Below are 19,208 nucleotides of genomic sequence, written 5' to 3'. Positions count from 1 at the left end.
TTACGCGTACGCCGTACTCAGTTTTTTTCCGAAGGGCTTAAGCTGAACGGCATGACGAGCGGCAAGGGCGGCACGAGCGGTACCGGCGGCACGGAGACCAGCGGCAGCGGCGACATCGTCCGCACGCTGGAGTTGCTCTGGGACACGGGCCGGCGCCCGAGCCGCGGCCCCAAGCCGACCCTCACCCTGGACCAGATCGTGGAAGCGGCCGTCCGTGTCGCGGACACGGAGGGCCTGGAGTCGGTGTCCATGCGCCGGGTCGCCGCCGAGCTGGGCACCGGCACGATGTCGCTGTACCGGTACGTCCCCGGCAAGGCGGAGCTGCTCGACCTGATGCTGGACCGCGTCCAGCGCCCCTCCGAGAACCCCGCCGACCTCGGCGACGGCTCCTGGCGCTCGGCCCTGGAGGCCCTGGGACGCGCGACCCTCGCGCTCTACCAGCGCCACCCCTGGCTGCTCCAGGTCAACCAGTCCCGCCCGATCCTGGGCCCGAGCGCCCTCGACGGCATGGAGAAGGTGCTCAGCCGTATCAAGCCCATGGGCCTGACCGATCCCGAGCTGGTCTCGGCGGTCATCATGATCGACGGATACGTCGTCGGGGCGGCGCGCACCCAGTTGTACCAGCGGGAGGCGGAGCACCGGACGGGCCTGACGGACACGGAGTTCTGGCAGGTCCAGGCCCCGATGCTGGAGAAGATCATGGCGTCCGGCCGCTATCCCCTCCTCGCGTCCCTCGACGAGGACACCTGGGGTCCCGGCTTCGACCACTTCGAGTTCGGGCTGCAGCGGATCCTGGACGGGCTGGAGGTCTTCGTGGCCGGGCGCGGGGGGACACCGGCGGAGGGGCCGGCACCGGACGCGTCGGCAGCGGACGGGATGACAGGCGGCGCCGGCGGTGCCTCCATGGAGACATGAGCACTGCGCCTACGAGCCCCGAGCTCGCTCCCCTCGTCAAGCAGTGGGCCGTCCGTCTCACCAGCCACCGCAAGGACGGCACGGGCGTCGGCACCGCCGTGAGCATCGCCGTCGACGGCGACCATGCGTACTTCCGCACCCCCGGCAGAGCGGGCAAGGTCAAGCGGATCCGCCGGAACCCCGAGGTCGAGATCGCCCCGTCCACCTACCGCGGCCACCCCACCGGACCGGAGATCCACGCCCGGGCCCGGCTGCTGGACCCCGGCAGCCCGGAGGACCGGCACGCGGCGAAACTGCTGCGGCACAAGCACCCCGTCCTGCAGGGGATGGTGGTGCCACTGACACACCGGCTGATGAGGACGTCGACGCTGCACTACGAGGTGCGGCCGATGGAGGAGACGACGGGGCCCTCCGTCTAGGTGTGCCGTCCGGACAGCACACCTAGGGCCTCGGCTCCACAAGCATGGCGATCCAGCTCAGGATGGCCACGGCGCCGGCGATCACTACGACGGAGCCGAAACCGTCGGCCACCTTCTGGCGCCGCGACGGCTCCCGGCGGTGGGCCTCGCGGCGCTGGGCGGCCTCCCCGTGCGGCTTGATCGCCTGGTACGCGAGGACGGCGAGGACGGCGATGCTGATCGCGACCTGCCAGAGTTCGCCCACGACGCCCCAGAACCCGGCCCGCTGAATCGTGTCCGGCTCGATTCCCTGCCGCGCGTCGAAGGTGCTGCCGTCCGGGTAGTCGTGCCCGGTGTCGGTGAGACGCACGTACACGGCGTCGTCGGCGGTGCCGCCGTCCGGCGTGAAGTCGCCGTGGCAGGCGTAGTCGGAGTTCTTACGGCTGTCGTCGGTGTCGTAGCAGTCCTCCACCTTGTACGTGCCGGGAGTGCCGTAGATCCCTGCGGACAGCGCCAGGTCGGCGGTCGCGGTGACGCACCAGAAGGTCATGACGAGGGCCAGGAGGACACCGCTCACCCAGCCGAGTACGCGCTTCATCCGCCCACCGTGATGTTCGGTTCCTTCTCCAACAGCCCGGAGATGCCCGCCTGTTCGGCGAGCGCCCGACGCTCCGGGCCGGCCTCGGCGCGTTCCTGCTCGTGTTTCCGCCAGTCCGCGGGCTGCACGAAGAACATGTCGTTGCTGCCCGGCAGGACCATGACGCCGCCGAAGTCCGGGTCACCGGCGAACCAGGCTCCGCCCTTCTCGGCCTGCTCCGGCCAGCGGCGGACCGTCGAGGCGTTGAGCGCGCGCAGCGACGGCGCGCCGTGCTGTCCGCGCACCGACAGCCGGACGGTGTGCACCGTGCCGAGGTACATCCACTGGGAACCCTTCCTGGACACCCGGGTGCGGTACTCCAGGGGGTAGGTGCGCAGCACCTTCTCGCACACCTTCATCCGCGAACCGTGGCGCAGCCGGAGCAACAGGAAGATCAGTACGAAGAACGCGGCCGGGATGCCGAACGCGGGCAGAGCGGCGTCATAGCCTACCGAGTGCGCCACGAACGGCACCGCGCACAGGGCCGCGGCGAGCGTGAGGCGCGTGGCTATGTGCCGGTACAACACCGTGCGGTTGTGCTTGAGCACCTGCGCGACGTCAGGTGCTATGGGCGGAAGATCCATGTGGCGGCACCATACATGGCGCCCATGGACCACATGTGTTCGCACCTGCAGGCATGTGCACCGCAACTGCACGCCAACTGCACCGCGCGCGCACTGCACTTGCGACGCCATGACCAGCAAGCTCAGCCCCGGCGCCGCACCTTCCGCAGCCCGTAGAGGACGACACAGGCCACGACCACCGCGACGGCGCCGACCTTGATGTCACCGTTGGTGCCACCGCCACCGTCACCGCCGGAGGAGGCCGAACTCCCGCTGCCGGAGGACGAGTCGGAGGACCCTGCGCCCCCGGGGGCGTCCTTCGCCACCACCGCGCTGCCGGCGCCCTCGCTGCCGAGCATCAGCTTGGTCCCGTCGGCCGAGTAACTGGCGGACTCCCCCTGCCCGATGGGCACGCTGATGCGCTCCAGCCGCTTGAGCCTGCCGCCGTTCCAGTCGTAGGCGATCCCGCCGAAGTAGCCGCGTACGGCCAGCGTCTTGCCGTCCGGGGAGAAGGCGGCGTCGGTGGCCCACATATCGACGGGGGCGGCGGGCTTGAACACGTTGGTCCCGGAGGGGGAGAGCTCGGCCGGGCCCTCGTACAGGTGCCCGCCGTCCTCCTGCTTGTCGATGATGTAGACGCGCCCGGTCTTGGGGTGCACGACGAGCGACTCCGCGTCACGGGGCCCGTCGGAGTACTTCACCACGTACTGCGTGGCACGGATGGTCTGGTCCTTGAGTTGTGTGGGCTCGGGCAGTCGATAGACCCACACATAGGGCCACTTCACGCCGTCGTTGTCGCCTATGTCGCCGACATACAGCTGATTGTCCGGACCCATGGAGATCGCCTCTACATCGCGCGGGGTGCCCACCCCGGTCATGGTGATCGTCGCCACGGTCTCGCCCGTGCTGCTGTCGACGGCGTAGAGGTAGGCGCCCTTGTCCTGGTCGTTGTGCGTCCAGTAGATGCCCGGGTGCTGACGGGAGGCGGCCAGCCCGCTGGACTCGGTGATGCGCGGGTCCTTGATCGTGAAGTCCTCGTTCCCGTCGGCGGCGGACGCGGGAAGGGTGAGCGCACCGGTGAGGAGGACTCCGGCGAGGATGGCGAGCGGTCGACGCATGCCCTCAAGCCTGCCATCCGGCCCGATGATGCGGAGGCGGGGTGCGGATTGCGCGGCAGAAGACTGGCCAGGGGGGTGAATTCCCGGGGGCGTGTCCGGCTTCACACCCCTCCCGCCCCTACCGCCGGGTAGCGATCGTCCATCATGTGCGGATGCTCAGGTTCATGCCCGTCGGCGACTCCATGACCATCGGCAGCGCCGGCGAACACACGTGGCGCTACCGCATGTGGCAGCACCTGCGTGAGACGTACGGCGGCCCGTTCGCCCTCGTCGGCCCGCGCGAGACGCTGTACGACAAGGCGATGGACGCGCCCACGTCGTACGAGTACGCCGACCCCGACCCGGCGTTCCCCCGCGCCCATCTCGCCGGCTGGGGCGAGGGCTGGCTGCACATGGCACCGCTGATCGGCGAGGCGGTGCGGTCGTGCCGGGCGGATGTGCTGCTGGTGTCGCTGGGCCTGATCGACCTGGGCTTCTACACCAACGCGGAGCAGACGGCGGAGAACGCCCGGGCTTTCGTGGCCGGGGCGCGCGCGGCCAACCCGCGCGTCCGGATGGTCGTCCTCCCGGTGATCCCGAATGTCCGCGCCGCATCCGACGCGCCCTTCGCGGCACAGGTGAACCGCTTCAACGAACTGCTGGCCAAGACGGTCGCGGACCTGGACGAGCCACGCTCCCCCCTCCTGCTGGCCTCGCCCCCGCCCTCGTACGACATCCACCTCGACACGTACGACGGCACGCACCCGAACGCGAGCGGCGAGCACAAGATCGCGGCGGCGTTCGCGGACGCCATGCACCAGGCGTGGGGGGTCGCGGAGCCCTACGAGCTCGTCTGATCGCCGATGGCCCGGACGAGGAAGCCGACGCAGGGCCGGATGCCGCGTCGCAGACCGGTCCAGTTCTCGGTCCGCTCCCCCAGGTGGACGGCACGCGCGTGTGCCAGCACGGGCCGGTGCTCCGCCGGTAGTCGCGGCAGTGCCCAGTCGGCGGCGGCGTCCTTCGAGCGGATGGCGCCGGTGGCGAGGGTGGTCCACACGCGGGCGAGGGTGAGCAGGACGTTGCGGGTGTCGGTGTCGAGTTCGGCGACGAGCTGCGGGACACCGGCGACGACGGCCCGCCGGAGGTCCTCGTGCGGGACCGGGTCGAGGAGGTCGGCGGGCGGCGGGCCGTGGAGGGGTGGTGCGTCGCCATTCAGGGCCATGGTGAGGAGAGGGGCGAGGTCGGGCATGGGCTCGCGCGCGGGGACGAAGCCCCGCTCGTAGTCGACGGCCCACCACAACTACGGTCCGAAGAGGACCGCATACGCCGTCGCCGCCGCCACGAGGACGGGACCGTCCACCCCCACCACCTGGATGATCTTCCTCAACTCCCTTTCCCACTGATACCTTTAGTGCCGCCGTGCGCCGCAAACGACCCGAGGAGGTGAGACCGATCAACGCAGTCACAGGTCGGGCCTCCCTCTCCCGCATGGTCTCGGGAGTGCCCGCGTAAGGCACCCCGAAAGGCTTGAAACGCTATGCGCTTCACCTCTGCGACGTCGTCCGACGGCGTCTTCGAACAGCTCTTCACCCTCGGCGAGATCCCCGGCGTGCTCTGGACGCCGGAAGGTGCAGTCGGTACTCGTCCCCTGATCCTCATGGGCCACGGCGGCGGTCACCACAAGAAGGCCCCTGGCATCGCCGTCCGCGCGCGGCGCTTCGTGGTCGAGTGCGGTTTCGCGGTGGTCGCGGTCGATGTGCCCGGCCACGGTGACCGGCCGAAGGACGAGGAGTACGACCGGATCGCGACCGAGAACCAGGCTCGCGTCGAGGCCGGAGAGGAGCTCGCTCCGCTGATCGCCGGCTTCCAGGCGATGGTGGCCCGCCAGACCGTCCCGGAATGGCGGGCGGTGTTGGACGCGGTCCAGCAACTCGAGTACGTCGGCACCGGCCCCGTCGGCTACTGGGGCGTATCACTCGGCTGCGGACTCGGCGTTCCGTTCGTCGCCGCCGAACCCCGGGTCCGCGCGGCGGTACTGGGCCTGGGCGGGGCACTGGCATCGGCTGAGGTCGCCTCGCGGATCACTGTCCCGGTGGAGTTCCTGGTGCAATGGGACGACGAGCGGGTGCCGCGGGCCCAGGGCCTGGCCCTGTTCGACGCCTTGGGCTCGGCCGAGAAGACGCTGCACGCCAACCCCGGCAAGCATGCGGAGATCCCGGCATTCGAGCTGGACAGCGCGGTGCGATTCTTCGCCCGGCACCTCGGCTGAGATCCCAGTCCGTAGGCCGTAGTCCGCTGCGCGCCGGTCGGGGTCCGTACCCGACCGGCGCGTTCAGCGAACACCGGCACTAGAACATGGTGTTGTCGTTCGCGGACGACGCCGGCACGTCCTGGATCACATCCCAGTGCTCCACGATCTTCCCGCCCCGCACCCGGAACAGATCCACGATCGCCTGCCCCCGCTCCCCCGGCGCGTTCACATAGTGGCTGTGCACCGCCACCAGGTCGCCCTCGGCGATCACCCGCTTCGGTGTGACCGTCAACTGCGGGAACGCCTCGAAGTACCCCCCGAGCCCCGCCTTCACGCCCGCCACGCCATCCGTGATGTTCGGGTTGTGCTGGTGGTACTCGGGTCCCCAGTACCGGTCGATCGCCGACAGGTCCTTGTGCACCAGGAGCTGCTCAAAGGCCTTGGTGACCAGCTTCTTGTTGAACCCGGTCGACCACCGCGGCCCCGGCTGCTCCGTCCGCGGCCAACTCTCCGTCGAGAACATGTCGTTGCCGTTGGCCGAGGACTCCGGCACCTCCTGTCCCACATCCCAGTGCTCGGCGATCCTCCCGCCCTGGAAACGGAAGATGTCGAAGACCGCGGTTCCCCGCGTGTCCGGCGTCAGCACCACATTCGAGTGGACCAGCACCAGGTCGCCCTCGGAGATGACCCGCCTGACGTCGTACCGGGCGTCCGGGAACTGCTGGTGGATGGCGACGCCCAGGTTCTTCAGCGTCTCGGCACCGTCCGGCGCGAGCGGGTTGTGCTGGATGTAGTCCGGGCGGACGTAACGGTCGACGACCCCGGTGTCGCCCTGCTCGAACACGCCCTTGAGGACACGGACGGCTACGGACTTCTGGTAGCCGAGGCGGGCGGCGTCGCCGTAACCGAAGCCGGCGTGCCCGGCGGAGGCGGCCGGCGCGGAGGCGGCCGGTACAGCAGCGACGGCGGGCACGGCGGCGGCGCCCAGCAGGGCCGAGGACGCCAGGACAGCGACAAGTGCCTTACGGACAGGCGTGGTGGGGGGCATGGGGCTCTCTTTCCGGGCATGGATATTGAAAGTTCAAGCTCACGCTTGCCACAGGAAAGCACTAACCGAGAGTTAGCGTCAAGCTCCCTTGCTTAGAGCGCACTCCACACAGTTACGGTGCGGACCCATGGAGTACACGCAGCTCGGACGCACGGGACTCAAGGTCAGCCGGCTCGTCCTCGGCACCATGAACTTCGGCCCGCAGACCGACGAGGCCGACAGTCACGCGATCATGGACGCGGCGCTGGACGCGGGCATCAACTTCTTCGACACCGCCAACGTGTACGGCTGGGGCGAGAACAAGGGCCGTACCGAGACGATCATCGGGAACTGGTTCGCGAAGAGCGCCGGCAACCGCGACAAGGTAGTCGTCGCCACCAAGGTGTACGGCAACATGGGCCCGGACGGCGCGGCCTGGCCCAACCACGACAAGCTGTCGGCCGTGAACATCCGGCGCGCCGTGGACGCGTCGCTCAAGCGGCTGCAGACCGACCACATCGACGTCTACCAGTTCCACCACATCGACCGCGCCACCCCCTTCGAGGAGATCTGGCAGGCCATCGACGTCCTCGTCCAGCAGGGCAAGATCCTGTACGTCGGGTCCTCCAACTTCCCGGGATACAAGATCGCCCAGGCCAACGAGATCGCCGCCCGGCGCGGCGGCACCATCGGCCTGGTCAGCGAGCAGTGCCTGTACAACCTCTTCGAGCGCCGCGCCGAGATGGAGGTCATACCGGCCGCACAGGACTACGGGCTCGGGGTCATTCCCTGGTCGCCGCTGCACGGCGGACTGCTCGGCGGCGTCATCAAGAAGGAGGTCGAGGGCGGGCGCCGCAGCTCGGGGCGGGCCGCCGAGTCCCTCAACGATCCGGCCGTACGCGCCAAGATCCAGGCGTACGAGGACCTGCTCGACAAGCACGGCCTGGAGCCCGGCGAGGTGGCCCTGGCCTGGCTGCTCACCCGCCCGGGCGTGACCGGCCCGATCGTCGGCCCGCGCACGGCCGGGCAGCTGGAGTCCGCGCTGCGTGCGGCCGAGCTGGAGCTGAGCGAGGAGCTGCTGACGGGGCTGGACGAGATCTTCCCGGGGCCGGGGCCGTCCCCGGAGGCCTTCGCCTGGTGACGGGCCACGCCTGACGCCGGGACCGCGCCGCCGCGTACGGGATGCGGCGGCGCTGTTCCCGGCCGGGCACGTGCGCTACCTGCCGAGCGCCGCCGCGACAGCCACCACGACGAACATCAGCACAAGCGCACCGGCCATGATCCGGTTCCGGGTCTTCGGGTCCACGGAAACGAGCCTAACCGGCGCCGCCGAGCGGCCGGCGGGCGACCGCCTCATAGCGGGGCTGCTCGCCCGCCACCCCGGAGGTCGGCAGGTTGCTGCGCACCAGCACCAGCTCGTCCACCGTCCACGTACGGCTCGTGAAGTCGTGCAGGGCCGCGACATACGGCCGTACGTCCACCGCGGACCGGCTCCTCGCCACCGTCAGGTGGGCCTGGTAACGCCGGTGCTCCCCCATCGGCACCCCGGCCTTGCGCGCCGCCGCCTCACTGCGGTCCGCCAGCAGCCGCATCGTCGCCAGGTCCCCCTCCGCGCCCGCCCACAGGGCACGCCCGTGCCCGAACTGGCCGCCGCCGCGCAGGGCCAGCCGGAAGCGGGCGGTGCGGTGAGCGGCGCGCTCCAGGCGGGCCGACAGGTCCGGCACCAGGTCGTCGTCGACCTCGCCGAAGAAGGCGAGGGTGAAGTGCCATCCCGGGCGGCCGGTCCAGCGCAGCCCTTCCGCACCGGGCAGCTTCTTCAACTGCGCGACCTCGAAGGCGAGTTGGTCGGCCACTTCCTCGGGGGGCAGCACGGCGGCGAAGAGTCTCATGAGACCAAGCCTGACACCATGGGGGCATGGAGATCATGATCAGAGACGCCGGGCCCGGCGACATCCCCGTGATACTCGGCATGCTCGACGGCTGCGTGGAGTGGCTGACCGCACAGGGGCGCACCGGCCAGTGGGGGTCCAAGCCGCTCTCGGAGAACCCGAAGGTGGCGGAGTCGGTCGCCCGGGACATGGAGGCGGGCGACGCCTTCATCGCCGAGGCCGACGGCGTGCCGGCCGGCACCCTCACCCTCACCGACGCACCCGGCGCCTACCTCTCCCACCTCCCGCCGCCCGGCGAGCCCGAGCGGTACATCCACTGGCTCGCCTCCGACCGCCGCTTCAAGGGACACGGCGTGGGCAGCACCCTGCTGGCCCACGCCGCCGAGACGACCCGCCGGGCGGGCATCTCCCTGCTCCGCGTCGACTGCTACGCGGGCGACGACGGCAAGCTGGTCCGCTACTACGAGAACAACGGCTTCCTCCGCACCGAGACGTACACGGGGAAGGACGACTGGCCGGGGCAGGTGCTGGCCAGGAGGGTCTGAGCAGGTCGGTGCAGAGCAAGCCGCGGTTCGGAAACGCCCCCAAGGGCGCGGGGAACTGCGCGACCAGCCCCCACCGGTCCGCAGCCGCCCAACGACGGACCGCGGCACCCCCTTTCGCGGCTCAGACGGCGGCAGCCAACCGCTCACGTGGAACGAACCGCACCCGCGGATGCCCGTGGTCCCAGCCGACCGACAGCCGCAGCCCGCCGACGCGGGCCAGGACCAGGGCGATCACGGCCGCCGCGGCGGCCGTGATCGCGCCGCCCACCGCCAGGCCCGCCCGGACGCCGTACGCGTCCGTGATCCAGCCGGCGATCGGCGCGCCCAGCGGTGCGCCGCCCATGAAGACCATCATGTACAGCGCCATCACGCGGCCCCGCATGACCGGGTCGGTGGCCATCTGGATGCTGCTGTTGGCGGTGACGTTCACCGTCATGCCGAACATGCCGATGGGCGCCATGAGCAGGGCGAACAGCCACAGCGAGGGGGCGAGCGCGGCCACGATCTCCATCGCGCCGAAGGCCACCGCCCCCGCGACCAGCACCCGCATCCGGGCCGTACCGCGCCGGGCCGCGAGCAGCGCGCCCGCGAGGGAGCCGACCGCCATCAGGGTGTTGAAGAGGCTGTAGGAACCGGCGCCCGCGTGGAAGACGTCGTCGGCGAAGGCGGACAGGTAGACGGGGAAGTTGAAGCCGAAGGTGCTGACGAACCCGGCGAGGACGATGGTCCAGATCAGCTCCGGGCGCCCGGCGACATACCGCAGGCCCTCCCGCAGCTGCCCCTTGCCGCGCGGGGCGCGCTCGACGACGTACAGCTCACGCGCCCGCATCAGCAGCAGACCGGTGATGGGCGCGACGAAGGACAGCCCGTTGGCGAGGAACGCCCAGCCCGTACCGACGCCGGTGATCATCAGGCCGGCCACGGCGGGGCCGATCAGGCGGGCCGACTGGAAGTTCGCGGAGTTCAGGCTGACGGCGTTCTGCAGCTGGTCCGGGCCGACCATCTCGGAGACGAACGACTGACGGGCCGGGTTGTCGACGACGGTCGCGAGGCCGACGGCGAAGGCGGCCAGGTACACATGCCAGACCTGGACGTGTCCGGTGAGGGTGAGGACGGCGAGCGCGATGCCGGTGGCGGCCATCGACGACTGTGTGACGAGAAGGGTGCGGCGCTTGGGCAGGCGGTCGACGAGGACACCGCCGTAGAGGCCGAAGAGCAGCATCGGCAGGAACTGCAGGGCCGTGGTGATGCCGACGGCGGTCGCGGAGCCGGTGAGGCTGAGCACCAGCCAGTCCTGGGCGATGCGCTGCATCCAGGTGCCGGTGTTGGAGACGACCTGGCCGAGGAAGAACAGGCGGTAGTTCCTGACGCTCAGGGAACTGAACATCGAGGACTTGCGGGGCTTGAGGGCGGATGGGGATCGGTGGGCGTCCGGTGCGGGTGCGGAAGGTGTTCCGGGTCCCGTACTCAAAAGGGTTCGCCTCCTTGTGACCGTGGCTTACAGGTGTGCGAGCTTCTCCAGCACGGGGGCGGCGGCGCGCAGTTTCGCCCACTCGTCCTCGTCGAGGCCCTCGACCAGGGCGGCCAGGAAGGCGTTGCGCTTGCGGCGGCTCTCCTCGAGCATCGCCTCGGCCTGCTCCGTCTTCGTGACGACCTTCTGGCGCCGGTCCTCCGGGTGCGGCTCCAGTCGGACCAGTCCCTTGGCCTCCAGCAGGGCGACGATGCGGGTCATCGAGGGCGGCTGGACGTGCTCCTTGCGGGCGAGCTCACCGGGGGTGGCCTTGCCGCAGAGGGAGAGGGTGCCCAGCACCGACATCTCGGTGGGGCTCAGCGACTCGTCGACCCGCTGGTGCTTGAGCCGACGCGACAGTCGCATCAGGGCGGAGCGAAGAGAGTTCACGGCGGCAGCGTCGTCGCCATGGGTAAGGTCCGACATGTTCCTTAGCATAACTCATTACTCTGACTAAAGACCACCGGGTACAACATCACTCATCCGGGTGATTCGGTGGCGGAACGTGACACGCCGAGCCGTCGGGTGCGGCAACCCTCGTGTTCATGGGGACCAGCGTGCTCAGCCTGCGGATAGACCATGAGCTGCTCGAACGACTCCGAGAGCATGCGGCGAAAAGAGGAATGAGCGTCCAGGACTATGTCGTCCGGACGCTCATCCGCGATGACTTCGACGAGCGCTTCCAGTCCGCCGTCGAGGAGACCGAGAAGTTCTACGGCCTCACGTGAGGCGGCTGCCTGGGCGGCCTATGTGAGACCCAGCGCCGGCATCAGGTAGTAGAACGTGAACACCGCCGCGACGACGTACATCGCGACCGGCACCTCCCGGCCACGCCCGGCGGCCAGGCGCAGCACCACGAAGGTGATGAAGCCCATGCCGATGCCGTTGGTGATCGAGTAGGTGAACGGCATCATCACCATCGTGACGAAGGCCGGGATCGCGATCGTGTAGTCGGCCCAGTCGATCTCCTTGACCGAGTTGGCCAGGATCAGGAAACCGACCGCCAGCAGGGCCGGGGTGGCCGCCTGGGACGGGACCATGGTGGCGACGGGCGTCAGGAACAGCGCCACACCGAAGAGGGCGCCGGTGACGACGTTCGCGAATCCGGTACGCGCGCCCTCGCCGACGCCGGCCGTGGACTCCACGAAGGCGGTCGTGGCCGACGAGGAGCCGGCGCCGCCCGTCGCGACGGCGAGGCCGTCGACGAACAGGACCCTGTTGATGCCGGGCATCTGGCCCTGGGCGTCGGTCAGCTTCGCCTCGTCGCTGACGCCCATGATCGTGCCCATGGCGTCGAAGAAGCAGGACAGCAGGACCGTGAAGACGAAGAGGGTGCCGGTCAGCGCGCCGACCTTGTCGAAGCCGCCGAAGAGGCTGACCTGGCCGATCAGGCCGAAGTCGGGGGTCTCGAACGGGTTGCCGGGCCACTTCGGGGTGGTCAGGCCCCAGGACGGCACGTTCGCGACCGCCTCGATGACGACGGCGAGCACCGTCATCGCGACGATCGAGATGAGGATCGCGCCGGAGACCTTGCGCACGATCAGCGCGAGGGTGAGCAGCGCGCCGAGGATGAAGACCAGGACCGGCCACCCGTTGAGATGACCGTCGCCGCCGAGCTGGAGCGGGACGGTGGTGTGGGCGGCGTCCGGGATGCGGGAGACGAAGCCGGAGTCGACGAGGCCGATCAGCATGATGAACAGGCCGATGCCGATGGAGATGGCCTTGCGCAGGCTGTAGGGGACGGCGTTCATGACGCGCTCGCGCAGGCCGGTGGCGACGAGCAGCATGACCACGAAGCCGGCCAGGACCACCATGCCCATGGCGTCCGGCCAGGACATCCGGGGCGCCAGCTGGAGGGCGACCACCGAGTTGACGCCCAGGCCGGCGGCGAGCGCGATCGGCACGTTGCCGATGACGCCCATCAGCAGCGTGGTGAACGCCGCCGTGAGGGCCGTCGCGGTGACCAGCTGGCCGTTGTCCAGCTGGTGGCCGTACATGTCCTTCGCGCTGCCGAGGATGATCGGGTTCAGCACGATGATGTAGGCCATCGCGAAGAAGGTGGCGAAACCGCCGCGGATTTCGCGGGGCAGGGTGCTGCCGCGTTCGGAGATCTTGAAGAAGCGGTCGAGTGCGCCGTAGGCGGGGCCGGCTCCCGGCTGTTCAGGGGCGGGGACCTTGGCGGGGGCCGAGGTGGACATGCTTTGGCGGTTCCTACGAAGAGAAGTGGTCAGACATAAACCGTTTCAGTATGAACATATAAAGCCGCGATCGGCCATCTCCGCGCGTAGATCCGGCCGCCTCGTAAGCTGTGCTGCATGGCGAAGTGGACCCCCAAGCACGAGGCGCCGGAGCCCCTGGAGGGGCCCGTGGTCGCCACCATCACCGGCGGCACGATCCTCTGGTTCGTCCTCTTCGTCGTACAGCTGCCCTTCTACGGCTGGTTCGACGACCGCGGGCACGCCTGGTGGGTGTGGACCTGCCTGGCCGGCGGCGGGCTGGGGCTCATCGGCATCTGGTACGTCCGCAGGCGCGACGCGGCCATCAAGCGGGCCGCTGCGCCGGCCGAGGCGGAACAGGAAGAGGCGCCGTCCGCCCAGTAGGCTCCCGGCGCTGTTTCCGTGGCCCCCGGCGTACAACCACAGCACCATTCCCCCGCTCCCCCGTCCTCCCCAAGTCGGAACTTCCGCCCACTCGGCGGGTGAAGCCGTAAATCCGCACGTACCGTCGAATGCATGACGCATACCGACGCGGGCGCCGACGTGGACAACCCTGTGCACCCCGCCCCCGCCCCGGTGGCGCCGGGCGGGCTCACCGCGGCCGAGGTGGCCGAGCGGGTCGCGCGCGGGCAGGTCAACGACGTACCGGTGCGCAGCAGCCGGTCGATGGCCGACATCGTCCGCGCCAACGTGTTCACCCGGTTCAACGCGATCATCGGCGTGCTCTGGCTGATCATGCTGTTCGTCGCGCCGATCCAGGACAGCCTGTTCGGCTTCGTGATCCTCGCCAACACCGGCATCGGGATCATCCAGGAGTGGCGGGCGAAGAAGACCCTCGACTCGCTCGCCGTGATCGGTGAGGCGCGGCCCACGGTGCGGCGCGACGGGGTCGCCGCCGACGTCGGCACGTCGGAGATCGTGCTGGACGACCTGATAGAGATCGGACCGGGCGACAAGGCCGTCGTGGACGGGGTGTGCGTCGAGACCGACGGGCTGGAGATCGACGAGTCGCTGCTCACCGGGGAGGCCGACCCGGTCGTCAAACGGCCGGGGGACCAGGTGCTGTCCGGGAGCTTCGTCGTCGCCGGGGGCGGCGCCTTCCAGGCCACCAAGGTCGGCCGCGAGGCCTACGCCGCCCAGCTCGCCGAGGAGGCCTCCCGGTTCACCCTCGTCCACTCCGAGCTGCGCTCCGGCATCTCCACCATCCTCAAGTACGTCACCTGGATGATGATCCCGGCCGCGATCGGCCTGATCGTCACCCAGCTCTTCGTGAAGAACCGGGACCTCGACGACTCGCTCGCCCGGACCGTCGGCGGCATCGTGCCCATGGTCCCCGAGGGGCTGGTCCTCCTCACCTCCGTGGCCTTCGCCATCGGCGTCATCCGCCTCGGCCGCAAGCAGTGCCTCGTCCAGGAGCTGCCCGCCATCGAGGGCCTCGCCCGGGTGGACACGGTCTGCCTCGACAAGACCGGCACCCTCACCGAGGGCGGCATGGACGTCACCGAGCTGCGGGCCCTGGGCGGCAGCGACGAGGAGTACGTCCGCAAGGTGCTCGGCGCCCTCGGCGAGTCCGACCCCCGACCGAACGCCTCCCTGCAGGCCGTCATCGACGCCTACCCGGACGCCGAGGACTGGCGCTGCACCGAGTCGCTGCCCTTCTCCTCCGCCCGCAAGTACAGCGGCGCCAGCTTCAGCGAGGGCAACGGCGAGTCCAGCACCTGGCTGCTGGGCGCCCCCGACGTGCTCCTGGCCGCCGAGGACCCGGCCCTGGCCGAAACCGATCGGCTGAACGAACAGGGCCTGCGGGTGCTGCTGCTCGCCCGCGCCGACCGCGACCTCGACGATCCCGACGTCGCCGAGGGTGCCAAGCCGACCGCTCTCGTCGTCCTGGAACAACGGCTGCGCCCCGACGCCGCCGACACCCTGCGCTACTTCGCCGAGCAGAACGTCCGGGCGAAGGTGATCTCCGGGGACAACGCGGTGTCCGTCGGCGCCGTCGCGAACAAGCTCGGGCTGACCGGTACGACGGTCGACGCCCGCGCGCTCCCCCGCGACCGGGACGGCATGGCGACGGCCCTCGACGAGGCCACGGTGTTCGGGCGGGTCACCCCGCAGCAGAAGCGGGACATGGTGGGCGCACTGCAGTCCCACGGGCACGCCGTCGCCATGACCGGCGACGGTGTGAACGACGTCCTCGCCCTCAAGGACGCCGACATCGGGGTCGCGATGGGCTCGGGGTCGGAGGCCACGCGGGCCGTCGCGCAGATCGTGCTGCTGAACAACAGCTTCGCGACGCTGCCGTCGGTGGTGGCGGAGGGCCGGCGGGTCATCGGCAACATCACGCGCGTGGCGACGCTCTTCCTGGTCAAGACCGTCTACTCGGTGCTGCTGGCGCTGATGGTGGTGATCTGGCAGGTGGAGTACCCCTTCCTGCCCCGCCACCTGACCCTCCTGTCCACCCTCACCATCGGCGTCCCCGCCTTCTTCCTGGCCCTCGCGCCCAACAAGGAGCGCGCGAAACCCCATTTCGTCCGGCGGGTCATGCGGTACGCGATCCCGGGCGGGCTGGTCGCGGCGGTGGCGACCTTCGCGACGTACCTGATCGCCCGTCACTACTACACGGGCGCGGACACGTTGCCCGCGGAGACGAGCGTCGCGACGCTGACGCTGTTCCTGATCTCCCTGTGGGTCCTGGCCATCATCGCCCGCCCGTACACGTGGTGGCGTCTCGCCCTGGTGACCGCGATGGGCCTCGGATTCCTGCTGGTACTGGTGGTGCCGTGGCTGCAGGAGTTCTTCGCGCTGCGGCTCGTCGGGATGACGATGCCGTGGATCGCCGTCGGCATCTCGGCGGTGGCGGCGGTCGCCCTGGAGCTCACGTGGAGGTGGGTCGACCGCCGTTTCCCGGCGTAGCCGCTGCGCTTGGCTTCGGCCGAAAGAGCGCCGTGGTTCACTGCGGGTCCGTTGTGGCTGGTCGCGCACACGCGGCGGTAGCCGCAGACCGACACAGCCCCGCGCCCCTGAGGGCGCTGCCCTACTGCACGTCGATGAAGTCGCCCGCCGCGTTGACCGCCGGGGTCGTCGTGGTGCCGGCGAAGGTGTAGCGGAAGTAGCCGTCCACGGACGCGGTGACCGTCGTCTTCAGGTCGCCCGTCGAGTTGGTCCTGAGGGTCTTCACCGTGGTGTAGGTGTTGCTGCCGTTCTTGCGGAACTGCAGGTTCACCGGCTGGCTGACGTACCCGTGGTACTTGTTGTCCTCCCAGTTGGCGCGGGAGAGCTTGCCGGTGATCGTGATGGGCTTGCCCTTCTTCACCGGCTCCGGCGCGGCGTTGACCGTCAGCTTCGAGGCGCGCTGGACCAGCGTGCCGCCGAGGCCGTCCTGGCTCTTGTAGCCGACCTTGGTGATGTCGAAGGTCTCGCCGTCCGGGTCCTGGCCGTTGAAGGCGGTGGCCTCCGCCGCGGCCTTCCAGGCGCCGGCGTCCGCGTTGATCAGCTCGTGCGAGCCCGGGTAGACGTCGATGGTGCCCTTGCAGTCGGCGGTGGTCGCCGAGGTGGCGGTGCACTTGGCCGGCTTGTTGCCGTAGAGCATGTTGTCCGGGCTGGTGGAGGAGCCCTTGTAGAGGATCGGGTCGGTGACGAAGTCGGCGGCCTTGATGTCGACGTCGGCGCCGTGGGTCAGCGTGTACGTCACCGTGGTGGAGACGTGCTGGGTCGTGCCGACCTTGACCGCCTTTGCGATCTTGAGGTTGGAGAAGCTGACGTTCAGGGCGTACGGCTGGCCGTCCACGGCCGCGGCCCTGCCCGACCCGGCCTGCGCGGCCTGGCGGATCTTCGCGACGTCCGCGCGGTAGGAGGCGGCGGAGTCGTCGGCCTGCGCGGCCGGCACGGCGAAGGCGGAGAGGGCCAGGGCGCCGGAGAGAGCGGAGACGGCGGCCACGGTGGCTCTGTTGCGCATGCGTTCCCCTGATGCGGAAAGGGGCCCCGCTGGTCGTCGTGCCCTGCACTGGCGGTCACGTCGGGGCCCGAGTGATCGTGGGACCTTTTGGCCCATGTGATCAGATAGGCGCCGGGGGGTTGCGGGTTGTGTCCTCGCCGCGGATTTTTCGTGAGCTGCGTCACGAACTCCCGGCGGATACCGGGATGTTCGTGACGCGGCCCTGCTCTGCCTACTGCACGTCGACGAAGTCGCCCGTGGCGCTGACCGCCGGGGTGGTGGAGGTGCCCTCGAACCGGTAGCGGAAGTAGCCGTCCACGGATGCGGTGACGGTCGTGCTGAGGTTGCCCGTCGAGTTGGTCTTGATGGTCTTCACCGTGGTGTAGGTGCTGGTCCCCTTCTTGCGGAACTGCAGCTTCACCGACTGGTTGGTGTAGCCCGCGTACTTGTGCGTCTCCCAGTTGGCGCGGGACAGCTTGCCGGTGACCGTGATGGTCCGGCCCTTCTTCACCGGCTCCGGCGAGGCGTTGACCGTCAGCTTGGAGTAGCGCTGCAGCCTGGTGGTGGCCAGGTCCGACTGCTCGGCGTACCCGATGTTGTCCCAGTTGACGTCGTTGTCCAGGTCCTCGCCGTTGAAGTCGATCGCGTAGCCGACGGCCTTCCAGGTGGTGGCGTCGGCGTTGGTCAGCTCGAAGTCGGGATAGACGTCGATGGTGCCCTTGCAGTCGGCGGTCGTGGCCGAGGTCGCGGTGCAGGCCGGCCACTCGTCGCCGAACAGCACGTTGGCCGGGTCGTCGTAGCTGCCGCGGTAGATCTCGACGTCCAGAAGGAAGTCGGGGGCGTCGAGGTCGATGTCCGCCGCGTGCGTGACGGTGTAGGTGACGGGGACGGTCACCTGGTTGGCGATGCCGGCGACGATCGGCTTGCCGTTGTTGACCTTCACGTTGGAGAAGGAGAGGTCGAGAGCGTACGGCGTGCCCGTGTCCTGCGTGGCGTAGGTGCTGCGGGCGGACTCGCCGGAGGCCTGCCGCGCGGCCTGCACGGCCTTCAGCACGTCGTCCTTGCCGTACGAGGTGCCCTCGGCGGCCTGAACGGCCGGAGCGGCGAGGGCGGAGAGGGCCAGGGCGCCGGAGAGGGCGGCCACGGTGGCTCGAATGCGCATGCGCTTCCCCAGGGGAGGAGAGGTCCCGGGCGGTCTTCACGGGACGGGTGATGGGTGTTCGGGCGGAATCGGAAACCGCCCGGCACCGGAGAGAACCGGCACCGGGCGGCTTGAGGCCCGTGGGTTATCGGACGTCGACGAAGTCACCCGCGGCGCTGACCGCCGGGGTGGTCGACGTGCCCTCGAAGCGGTAGCGGAAGTAGCCGTCCGCGGAGGCGGTGACCGTCGTCTTCAGGTCGCCGTACGAGTTCGTCTTGATGGTCTTGAGGGTGGTGTAGGTGCTGGTGCCGTTCTTGCGGAACTGCAGCTTCACCGGCTGGGTGGAGTAGCCGTTGTACGTACCGCGGTCCCAGTTGGCGCGGGTCAGCTTGCCGGTGACCGTGATGGTCTTGCCCTTGGCGACCGGCTCCGGCGAGGCGTTGACCGTCAGCTTCGACAGACGCTGGACGAGGAAGCTCTTGGCGTTGTCCTTCTGGACGTAGTCGGCGTCGTTGCCCGCGGCGATCGCCCAGACCTTCCAGCTGCCGGCCGCGAAGTTGGCCAGGTTGTAGCCCGGGTCGAGGTTGTAGGTCGACTTGCAGTTCGACGTGGTGGCGTTGACGACGGTGCAGCTGGCACGGCCGTCGCTGCTGTTGGCCACGGCGCCGGTGTCGGAGCTGTCGATGTCGGCGCCGTGGTAGAGGATCGCCTGCGCCCAGTCGACGCCCGAGTCGTCCTTCACGGTGAAGGAGACGGTGATGGTCTTCGTCGTGGTCGCGCCGACGACCGCCGCCTTGCCGCCGTTCACCACGACGTTCGAGATCGTCGTGTCGCCATGGATCTCGTCGGCCTGCGCGGCCGGAACGGCGAGAGCGGAGAGGGCCAGGGCGCCGGTGACGACGCCGAGGGTGGCACGCATGCGCATGTGTTGTTCCCCACGTGGAGAAGGGGTCCCGGCGCCGGCAGTACCTCGCGGCTCAGGGCGCCTTGCGGGACCCAAGTGATCAGGGAGCCTGTTGGCTCGCCTGATCAGATTCACGGCGGATGTGAAAGGTTGTACGACTTCTGGAAAGTTTGTGCGGGAA

At 69.6% G+C, this 19,208-nt stretch carries 20 protein-coding genes and 1 pseudogene; 9 read left to right on the top strand and 12 right to left on the bottom strand.

From position 1 onward, the window contains the following. Positions 1-51: 51 nt before the first annotated feature. Positions 52-915, top strand: coding sequence for a TetR/AcrR family transcriptional regulator (locus ACIBU0_RS18120; RefSeq protein ID WP_398818905.1), 864 nt, complete (start codon positions 52-54; stop codon positions 913-915). Beyond that, positions 912-1,334, top strand: coding sequence for a PPOX class F420-dependent oxidoreductase (locus ACIBU0_RS18115; RefSeq protein ID WP_398818902.1), 423 nt, complete (start codon positions 912-914; stop codon positions 1,332-1,334). The genes ACIBU0_RS18120 and ACIBU0_RS18115 overlap by 4 nt, the downstream gene beginning before the upstream one ends. Before the next feature lie 22 nt (positions 1,335-1,356). Here ACIBU0_RS18115 and ACIBU0_RS18110 read toward each other — a convergent pair whose 3' ends face one another. The 3 genes from ACIBU0_RS18110 to ACIBU0_RS18100 all read right to left on the bottom strand — a co-directional run bounded on the left by ACIBU0_RS18110 (position 1,357) and on the right by ACIBU0_RS18100 (position 3,631). After that, a complete protein-coding gene (locus ACIBU0_RS18110) occupies positions 1,357-1,911 on the bottom strand; it encodes a hypothetical protein (protein ID WP_398818899.1) in 555 nt (184 codons plus the stop codon). Further along, positions 1,908-2,534, bottom strand: a complete 627-nt coding sequence (locus ACIBU0_RS18105) for a hypothetical protein (RefSeq protein ID WP_398818897.1) — start codon at positions 2,532-2,534, stop codon at positions 1,908-1,910. Before ACIBU0_RS18105 ends, ACIBU0_RS18110 begins: the two co-directional genes overlap by 4 nt. Positions 2,535-2,656: 122 nt before the next feature. Then, positions 2,657-3,631, bottom strand: coding sequence for a WD40 repeat domain-containing protein (locus ACIBU0_RS18100; RefSeq protein WP_398818895.1), 975 nt, complete (start codon positions 3,629-3,631; stop codon positions 2,657-2,659). 152 nt (positions 3,632-3,783) lie between these two features. Between ACIBU0_RS18100 and ACIBU0_RS18095 the strand changes: the two genes are divergently transcribed. Next, positions 3,784-4,467, top strand: coding sequence for an SGNH/GDSL hydrolase family protein (locus ACIBU0_RS18095; RefSeq protein ID WP_398818893.1), 684 nt, complete (start codon positions 3,784-3,786; stop codon positions 4,465-4,467). On the opposite strand, the pseudogene ACIBU0_RS18090 reads toward ACIBU0_RS18095, so the two are convergent. Next, positions 4,452-4,907 (bottom strand): annotated as a pseudogene (locus tag ACIBU0_RS18090) (DUF4111 domain-containing protein); the annotation flags it as partial. The gene ACIBU0_RS18095 and the pseudogene ACIBU0_RS18090 overlap by 16 nt on opposite strands. A gap of 240 nt (positions 4,908-5,147) precedes the next feature. On the opposite strand from ACIBU0_RS18090, the gene ACIBU0_RS18085 reads away from it, so the two are divergent. Next, positions 5,148-5,879, top strand: coding sequence for a dienelactone hydrolase family protein (locus ACIBU0_RS18085; RefSeq protein ID WP_398818890.1), 732 nt, complete (start codon positions 5,148-5,150; stop codon positions 5,877-5,879). Positions 5,880-5,958: 79 nt separating this feature from the next. Here ACIBU0_RS18085 and ACIBU0_RS18080 read toward each other — a convergent pair whose 3' ends face one another. Beyond that, complete coding sequence (locus ACIBU0_RS18080) at positions 5,959-6,909, bottom strand: nuclear transport factor 2 family protein (protein ID WP_398818889.1); 951 nt, start codon at positions 6,907-6,909, stop codon at positions 5,959-5,961. A gap of 127 nt (positions 6,910-7,036) precedes the next feature. Here ACIBU0_RS18080 and ACIBU0_RS18075 point away from each other — a divergent pair, with 127 nt between their 5' ends. Next, positions 7,037-8,029 carry an aldo/keto reductase gene (locus ACIBU0_RS18075; protein ID WP_398818886.1) on the top strand — a complete coding sequence of 331 codons (993 nt, stop codon included), beginning with the start codon at positions 7,037-7,039 and terminating at the stop codon, positions 8,027-8,029. 175 nt (positions 8,030-8,204) lie between these two features. Here the strand turns inward: ACIBU0_RS18075 and thpR are convergent, their stop codons facing one another. Further along, complete coding sequence (gene thpR, locus ACIBU0_RS18070; RefSeq protein ID WP_398818883.1) at positions 8,205-8,777, bottom strand: RNA 2',3'-cyclic phosphodiesterase; 573 nt, start codon at positions 8,775-8,777, stop codon at positions 8,205-8,207. A 26-nt stretch (positions 8,778-8,803) separates the two neighbouring features. On the opposite strand from thpR, the gene ACIBU0_RS18065 reads away from it, so the two are divergent. Then, positions 8,804-9,322: a GNAT family N-acetyltransferase gene (locus ACIBU0_RS18065; RefSeq protein ID WP_398818880.1), complete on the top strand. Its 519-nt coding sequence runs from the start codon at positions 8,804-8,806 to the stop codon at positions 9,320-9,322. A 121-nt stretch (positions 9,323-9,443) separates the two neighbouring features. On the opposite strand, the gene ACIBU0_RS18060 is transcribed toward ACIBU0_RS18065, so the two are convergent. Beyond that, positions 9,444-10,793 (bottom strand): MFS transporter, encoded by a 1,350-nt coding sequence (locus ACIBU0_RS18060; RefSeq protein ID WP_398818877.1) that lies wholly within the window; start codon positions 10,791-10,793, stop codon positions 9,444-9,446. A 27-nt stretch (positions 10,794-10,820) separates the two neighbouring features. Continuing rightward, positions 10,821-11,258, bottom strand: a complete 438-nt coding sequence (locus ACIBU0_RS18055; RefSeq protein WP_398818874.1) for a MarR family winged helix-turn-helix transcriptional regulator — start codon at positions 11,256-11,258, stop codon at positions 10,821-10,823. Between the two features lie 119 nt (positions 11,259-11,377). Here ACIBU0_RS18055 and ACIBU0_RS18050 point away from each other — a divergent pair, with 119 nt between their 5' ends. After that, entirely contained in the window at positions 11,378-11,560 is a 183-nt protein-coding gene (locus tag ACIBU0_RS18050; protein ID WP_048581217.1) for a ribbon-helix-helix protein, CopG family, read from the top strand. An 18-nt stretch (positions 11,561-11,578) separates the two neighbouring features. On the opposite strand, the gene ACIBU0_RS18045 is transcribed toward ACIBU0_RS18050, so the two are convergent. Continuing rightward, a complete protein-coding gene (locus ACIBU0_RS18045; protein ID WP_398818870.1) occupies positions 11,579-13,030 on the bottom strand; it encodes an NCS2 family permease in 1,452 nt (483 codons plus the stop codon). Between the two features lie 117 nt (positions 13,031-13,147). Between ACIBU0_RS18045 and ACIBU0_RS18040 the strand changes: the two genes are divergently transcribed. Together ACIBU0_RS18040 and ACIBU0_RS18035 are read left to right on the top strand one after the other, a co-directional pair. Next, positions 13,148-13,432: a DUF2530 domain-containing protein gene (locus ACIBU0_RS18040; protein ID WP_398818867.1), complete on the top strand. Its 285-nt coding sequence runs from the start codon at positions 13,148-13,150 to the stop codon at positions 13,430-13,432. 132 nt (positions 13,433-13,564) lie between these two features. Further along, positions 13,565-15,961 (top strand): cation-translocating P-type ATPase, encoded by a 2,397-nt coding sequence (locus ACIBU0_RS18035; RefSeq protein WP_398818864.1) that lies wholly within the window; start codon positions 13,565-13,567, stop codon positions 15,959-15,961. A gap of 121 nt (positions 15,962-16,082) precedes the next feature. Here ACIBU0_RS18035 and ACIBU0_RS18030 read toward each other — a convergent pair whose 3' ends face one another. The 3 genes from ACIBU0_RS18030 to ACIBU0_RS18020 all read right to left on the bottom strand — a co-directional run bounded on the left by ACIBU0_RS18030 (position 16,083) and on the right by ACIBU0_RS18020 (position 19,048). Then, positions 16,083-17,003, bottom strand: coding sequence for a hypothetical protein (locus ACIBU0_RS18030; protein WP_398818861.1), 921 nt, complete (start codon positions 17,001-17,003; stop codon positions 16,083-16,085). Between the two features lie 211 nt (positions 17,004-17,214). Next, a complete protein-coding gene (locus tag ACIBU0_RS18025; RefSeq protein ID WP_398818858.1) occupies positions 17,215-18,144 on the bottom strand; it encodes a hypothetical protein in 930 nt (309 codons plus the stop codon). Between the two features lie 124 nt (positions 18,145-18,268). Beyond that, a complete protein-coding gene (locus ACIBU0_RS18020) occupies positions 18,269-19,048 on the bottom strand; it encodes a calcium-binding protein (protein ID WP_398818855.1) in 780 nt (259 codons plus the stop codon). Between the last annotated feature and the right edge of the window lie 160 nt (positions 19,049-19,208).

Source organism: Streptomyces sp. NPDC049627 (assembly GCF_044465645.1).
GTDB lineage: Bacteria > Actinomycetota > Actinomycetes > Streptomycetales > Streptomycetaceae > Streptomyces.
Note: the sequence above shows the minus strand (reverse complement) of the source record. Positions and strands in the feature narration are given on the sequence as shown.

What these genes read in the sequence shown, in the direction of transcription:
- thpR (WP_398818883.1), bottom strand. Translation starts at nt 8,777, where the DNA reads ATGAGACTCTTCGCCGCCGTGCTGCCCCCCGAGGAAGTGGCCGACCAA.
- ACIBU0_RS18115 (WP_398818902.1), top strand. Translation starts at nt 912, where the DNA reads ATGAGCACTGCGCCTACGAGCCCCGAGCTCGCTCCCCTCGTCAAGCAG.
- ACIBU0_RS18030 (WP_398818861.1), bottom strand. Translation starts at nt 17,003, where the DNA reads ATGCGCAACAGAGCCACCGTGGCCGCCGTCTCCGCTCTCTCCGGCGCC.
- ACIBU0_RS18095 (WP_398818893.1), top strand. Translation starts at nt 3,784, where the DNA reads ATGCTCAGGTTCATGCCCGTCGGCGACTCCATGACCATCGGCAGCGCC.
- ACIBU0_RS18120 (WP_398818905.1), top strand. Translation starts at nt 52, where the DNA reads ATGACGAGCGGCAAGGGCGGCACGAGCGGTACCGGCGGCACGGAGACC.
- ACIBU0_RS18100 (WP_398818895.1), bottom strand. Translation starts at nt 3,631, where the DNA reads ATGCGTCGACCGCTCGCCATCCTCGCCGGAGTCCTCCTCACCGGTGCG.
- ACIBU0_RS18025 (WP_398818858.1), bottom strand. Translation starts at nt 18,144, where the DNA reads ATGCGCATTCGAGCCACCGTGGCCGCCCTCTCCGGCGCCCTGGCCCTC.
- ACIBU0_RS18085 (WP_398818890.1), top strand. Translation starts at nt 5,148, where the DNA reads ATGCGCTTCACCTCTGCGACGTCGTCCGACGGCGTCTTCGAACAGCTC.
- ACIBU0_RS18110 (WP_398818899.1), bottom strand. Translation starts at nt 1,911, where the DNA reads ATGAAGCGCGTACTCGGCTGGGTGAGCGGTGTCCTCCTGGCCCTCGTC.
- ACIBU0_RS18020 (WP_398818855.1), bottom strand. Translation starts at nt 19,048, where the DNA reads ATGCGCATGCGTGCCACCCTCGGCGTCGTCACCGGCGCCCTGGCCCTC.
- ACIBU0_RS18080 (WP_398818889.1), bottom strand. Translation starts at nt 6,909, where the DNA reads ATGCCCCCCACCACGCCTGTCCGTAAGGCACTTGTCGCTGTCCTGGCG.
- ACIBU0_RS18040 (WP_398818867.1), top strand. Translation starts at nt 13,148, where the DNA reads ATGGCGAAGTGGACCCCCAAGCACGAGGCGCCGGAGCCCCTGGAGGGG.
- ACIBU0_RS18055 (WP_398818874.1), bottom strand. Translation starts at nt 11,258, where the DNA reads ATGTCGGACCTTACCCATGGCGACGACGCTGCCGCCGTGAACTCTCTT.
- ACIBU0_RS18045 (WP_398818870.1), bottom strand. Translation starts at nt 13,030, where the DNA reads ATGTCCACCTCGGCCCCCGCCAAGGTCCCCGCCCCTGAACAGCCGGGA.
- ACIBU0_RS18075 (WP_398818886.1), top strand. Translation starts at nt 7,037, where the DNA reads ATGGAGTACACGCAGCTCGGACGCACGGGACTCAAGGTCAGCCGGCTC.
- ACIBU0_RS18050 (WP_048581217.1), top strand. Translation starts at nt 11,378, where the DNA reads ATGGGGACCAGCGTGCTCAGCCTGCGGATAGACCATGAGCTGCTCGAA.
- ACIBU0_RS18035 (WP_398818864.1), top strand. Translation starts at nt 13,565, where the DNA reads ATGACGCATACCGACGCGGGCGCCGACGTGGACAACCCTGTGCACCCC.
- ACIBU0_RS18065 (WP_398818880.1), top strand. Translation starts at nt 8,804, where the DNA reads ATGGAGATCATGATCAGAGACGCCGGGCCCGGCGACATCCCCGTGATA.
- ACIBU0_RS18105 (WP_398818897.1), bottom strand. Translation starts at nt 2,534, where the DNA reads ATGGATCTTCCGCCCATAGCACCTGACGTCGCGCAGGTGCTCAAGCAC.